Origin of the sequence: Leptothoe sp. PORK10 BA2, from assembly GCF_034932105.1 — a bacterium.
In the GTDB taxonomy this organism is placed as follows: Bacteria; Cyanobacteriota; Cyanobacteriia; order Phormidesmidales; family Phormidesmidaceae; genus Leptothoe.
The window spans coordinates 28886-33094 of the sequence record NZ_JAYGIG010000033.1 but is presented as its reverse complement, the minus strand read 5'-3'; the positions used below and the strand labels follow the sequence as shown (position 1 = coordinate 33094).

The 4209-nt window shown below is 45.0% G+C and carries 2 protein-coding genes; both read right to left on the bottom strand.

Annotation, left to right across the window (positions count from 1 at the left end; genetic code table 11):
• Positions 1-171: 171 nt before the first annotated feature.
• Entirely contained in the window at positions 172-2340 is a 2169-nt protein-coding gene (locus VB741_RS10120; protein ID WP_323365050.1) for a pre-peptidase C-terminal domain-containing protein, read from the bottom strand.
• A 647-nt stretch (positions 2341-2987) separates the two neighbouring features.
• A partial coding sequence (locus tag VB741_RS10115; protein WP_323365049.1) for a pre-peptidase C-terminal domain-containing protein occupies positions 2988-4209 on the bottom strand: 1222 nt, incomplete at its 5' end.

Here is a 4209-nt window from a genome sequence, read left to right as displayed (position 1 = left end):
GTGATGGAAACGGCCTGTGGGCTTCACAACTTTCGCCTAGCGCTACGTGGTTAAGCGATAGCAGATAACCACAATCAGAAGATAAAGACTTTGGATTACAACTCCTCACTATTTCCTATAATGTCTACTGTCCAGTACAGGATTTCTCTCTTTTAATCAATCTGTTGATAATTAAGCTACTGCACCCGTAATAGAATATTGACCTAAGCTGCCATAATCACTGTACCCAGTGAGTAAATCACCTTGTCCTGTACCCGTAACACTGAGGTAATATTGTCCTGCAGACAGGGTGGTATTAAAGCTAGCCGATAGTGAATTGGTTGGATTAGATCCTATTACTAATTGGCCAGAGGCATCATAGAGCTCTGCCAAAATGTCTAAATTGGCACCACGCTCGAAGGGATTAATATCGAGTGAGATATTACCAGATGTAGTTGCAAATGAGAACCAGTCAGTGTCTGTATTGGTCTCAATAATGCCATAGGTTGCCACACCAGCGCCGTTAACGGCTAAGGCAGAAGCGTCAGTTAATTGATCACCATGGTCATCGGTACGATAGCCAAATCCATTTTGGCCGGTGATAATATCCAAGTCATCTTGCGGGTTGCCAGCATTTCGATACTCACCTCGGCTCCATTGGGTCAGTTCTTGACTATAGCCAACACCCATGATCGGTGCCCAACCAGTCGCACCACTGCCATGGCCGCGATAATAGTCATTAGTTGCATCACCGTCATGGCTTAAACCTAGTGTGTGGCCCACTTCATGGCTAATCGCTTCAGCAACGTTTTTCTCAGTTCCTAAAGTCTCTGAAAACGCAAAGGTAGGTGTATCAACACTGGAATTAAAGGTATTCAGATAGGCTACTCCACCTGCCGAGCTACCATACCAGTCAGAAGCACTGCCTCCAATGGCAACCCGAATGCCCCATTGAGTATCATTTCCTGGATTGCGAGTTAGCTGCTGAGTAGAGGGTAGCGCAGTGGTAACATTGACATCAAAGGGGCTAAAGTCTTCGGCAACCCGTTGCCAGATGCGCCAAATACTTTCTCGTTCAGATGTTGAAAAATTAGAGGTATCGCCATCTGTATCGTAAGCATCCGTCTGAATGCGATCGCCATAGTTCTGATTCCAAAGGGTGCCCGTGGTGACATGGCCGTCAAAATCTAGATAAATAGTATGATCTGCCCCTGTATTACTGTTAAGAGAAAATACCTGATTTGCATCAAAGGGGCGATAGGTTGTTGGTGCTGTGGAAGGAGGTACAGGAAGCGTCGTGCCTGCTACAATATCCAAATCATAGGACACCGTTTCCTGGCTAGTGGGTGCGTATCTCTCTACTTGGACAAAATAGTTACCTGCCGTAGCGTTGTAGTTGATAACATCATCGGCATTATCACCGCGACGGGAGCTTGCAACTAGTTGATCGTTTGAGTCAAAGATACCATTGTTATTGTTATCCCAAAAAAGATCCAGGTCGGCATCATCTCCCTGACTAATATTGTGTAAAGAAAGATTGAGATTACGGCTATTGGAGAGGTTAAACTCAAACACATCTGTCGGGTCTGAGGCACTGAGATTATATTGATTGTATTTAATAGGTGTGTTGTCAAGCGTTCCTACGTTATAGACAGCTGAGAGGTCAAGATCGTAGGAAACTGAACCCTGACTACCTGGTGCATAGCGCTCTACTTGTGCAAAGTATGTGCCAGCCGTAGCAAAATAGTCAATCACATCATCAGCGTTACCACCGCGACGAGAAGTAGCGACGTTTTGATCATCCGCATCAAAAATACCATTACCATTGCTATCGCGGTACAAACTCAGGTCAGCGTCATCGCCTAAACTAATATTATGTAAGAAAAGGTTGATGTTCCGATCATTGGAAAGATTAAACTCAAATACATCAGTGGGGTCTGAAAGGCCTAATTTGTAGCGATCTTGACTTGTAGGCACGCTGTTTAGAGAACCTATATTATAGACAGCAGATAGATCTAAATTGTAAAAAACAGAATCATTACTGCCAGGTGCATACCTTTCTACCTGGGCAAAGTATGTGCCAGGGATGGCACTATAATCAATTACATCGTTGGCATTACCGCTGCGACGAGAACTTGCAACTTGCTGATCTCCCGAATCAAGAATGCCACTATGATTGCTATCGCGAAAGAGCCGCAGATCGGCACCATCTCCAGATGTGATGCCATGCAGATAAAGTCCGATAACACGATTACCCGTAATATCGAATTCGAAAACATCTGTGGAATCAAACGCAGTAACACTGTAACCATTACGGCTAACAGGACGACTACTTAAAATACCGAGGTCATAACGGCTCATAAATTTCCCCTTTGCATATTGCCCGTGAAAAAGACTGGTTGTGCCACCCAGGTCTTGAATGAACTATTTACAAAATAGGCTGAGAAGATTTTTTAATCACTCCCATTTCGTGCAGACTCTCTTGGCTAATTCAGTAAAGGACCTTGCCGAAAAATGCCAGAAACTTGCCCATGAGCTTATGAATGATAAGTTTTGACGGATAGTTTTTTCCAAAATAGATTTTTATCGAGCGACTAGAAGTCACGGCAAGTCCGACCAAGTCCAGCTACGTAAGCTCTAGAATTCTGGCCCTACTCAAGCATGGCTCCTCTCCGTTCCGTAAATAATGGTAGGGGCGATTAAAACCGCCCCTACAAAAACTCTTAAATGTGCGACCTCAAATATTTTTATATTAAATCTTTCAGAAAGCCAATCTTATTGGGGCAGTTCTTCTTACGCTTACTCTACTCTCGCTCTCTATCTTCTATCGATCAATCTTCGCCAAACCTTTTTCCATCCCCTGATTCAGAAACTCATAGCCGTCGCCATACTATTAACAAGCAATAATCCTAGAGCAAAAGCTCCAGGATTATTGACAAAGGTTTAGACCGGTTACGTTCTATGCAATGGGCATCAAGACATCAACCCAATCATGAGGCTATCCAATCTTAGGCAAACGTCGTGTTGTAATGATCCATCGTTAATGTGTAAGGTGTGCTACCACTAGATTGATAGACTTGAAGTAAATAGTCTCCTGATAAGTCTATGCCAGAGATCAACTCTGAAGCATTGCCTGAACGAACAGAACTACCGAGCACTTCACCCGAATCAACAATGTTGTTGCCATTGCTATCTTGAATCAAACGAATGTCAGCATTATTACTGAGACCATTTAGACGGATATTCACACCTTCAAACAACCCTAAAGAAAAGGCATAGGTATCGGTAGTATTTTGGTTACTAACACCACCAGTCAGAACCTGATCACCTGATAGATTGCCCAGTTGGACATCTGCACCTAGCAAGTTACTAGCCCGCCCAACCGTGGCCGACAAATCCAAATCGTAGGAGACAGCACCACTGCTGCCCAAGGCATATTGCTCAACCTGAGCAAAATACGTCCCTGAGCTAGCCCTGTAGCTAATAGTGTCGCCGCTATTGCCACTTTGCAAGGAGCTCGCCACTTGAACATCACTGGCATCAAAGACACCATTGTTGTTGCTGTCGCGGAAGAGGCGCAAATCGGCATCATCCCCCGCGCTGATATTGTGCAAGTTCAGATTAATGGTACGACTCCCGGTAATATCAAACTCAAACGTATCCGTTGGGTCAAAGGTACTCACAGTATAGTTATCGAGAGAAACAGGTGATGCACCCACGGTCCCAATATCGTAGGTTGCAGCTAAGTCTAAGTCATAGGAGATCGGACTCCCAGAAAACTGTGTGACTTGTGCGAAATAGGTCCCTGCCGAGGCGGCGTAGTCGATGGTCTCGGAGCCAGTTCCACTGTTGGTAGAAGAAGCCACCTGCACATCACTGGCATCAAAGACACCATTGTTGTTGCTATCGCTATAGAGGCGTAGGTCGGCATCGCCACCGTTCATGCCATGGAGAGAAAGACCAATTTGACGATTTCCCGTAATATCAAACTCAAACGTATCCGTTGGGTCAAAGGTACCCACAGTATAGTTATCGAGAGAAACAGGTGATGCACCCACGGTCCCAATATCGTAGGTTGCAGCTAAGTCTAAGTCATAGGAGATCGGACTCCCAGAAAACTGTGTGACTTGCGCGAAATAGGTCCCTGCCGAGGCGGCGTAGTCGATGGTCTCGGAGCCAGTTCCACTGTTGGTAGAAGAAGCCACTTGAACATCACTGGCATCAAAGACA

Excerpts from the sequence above, each read along its gene's own strand:
- VB741_RS10120 (WP_323365050.1), bottom strand. The coding sequence starts at position 2,340 with ATGAGCCGTTATGACCTCGGTATTTTAAGTAGTCGTCCTGTTAGCCGT.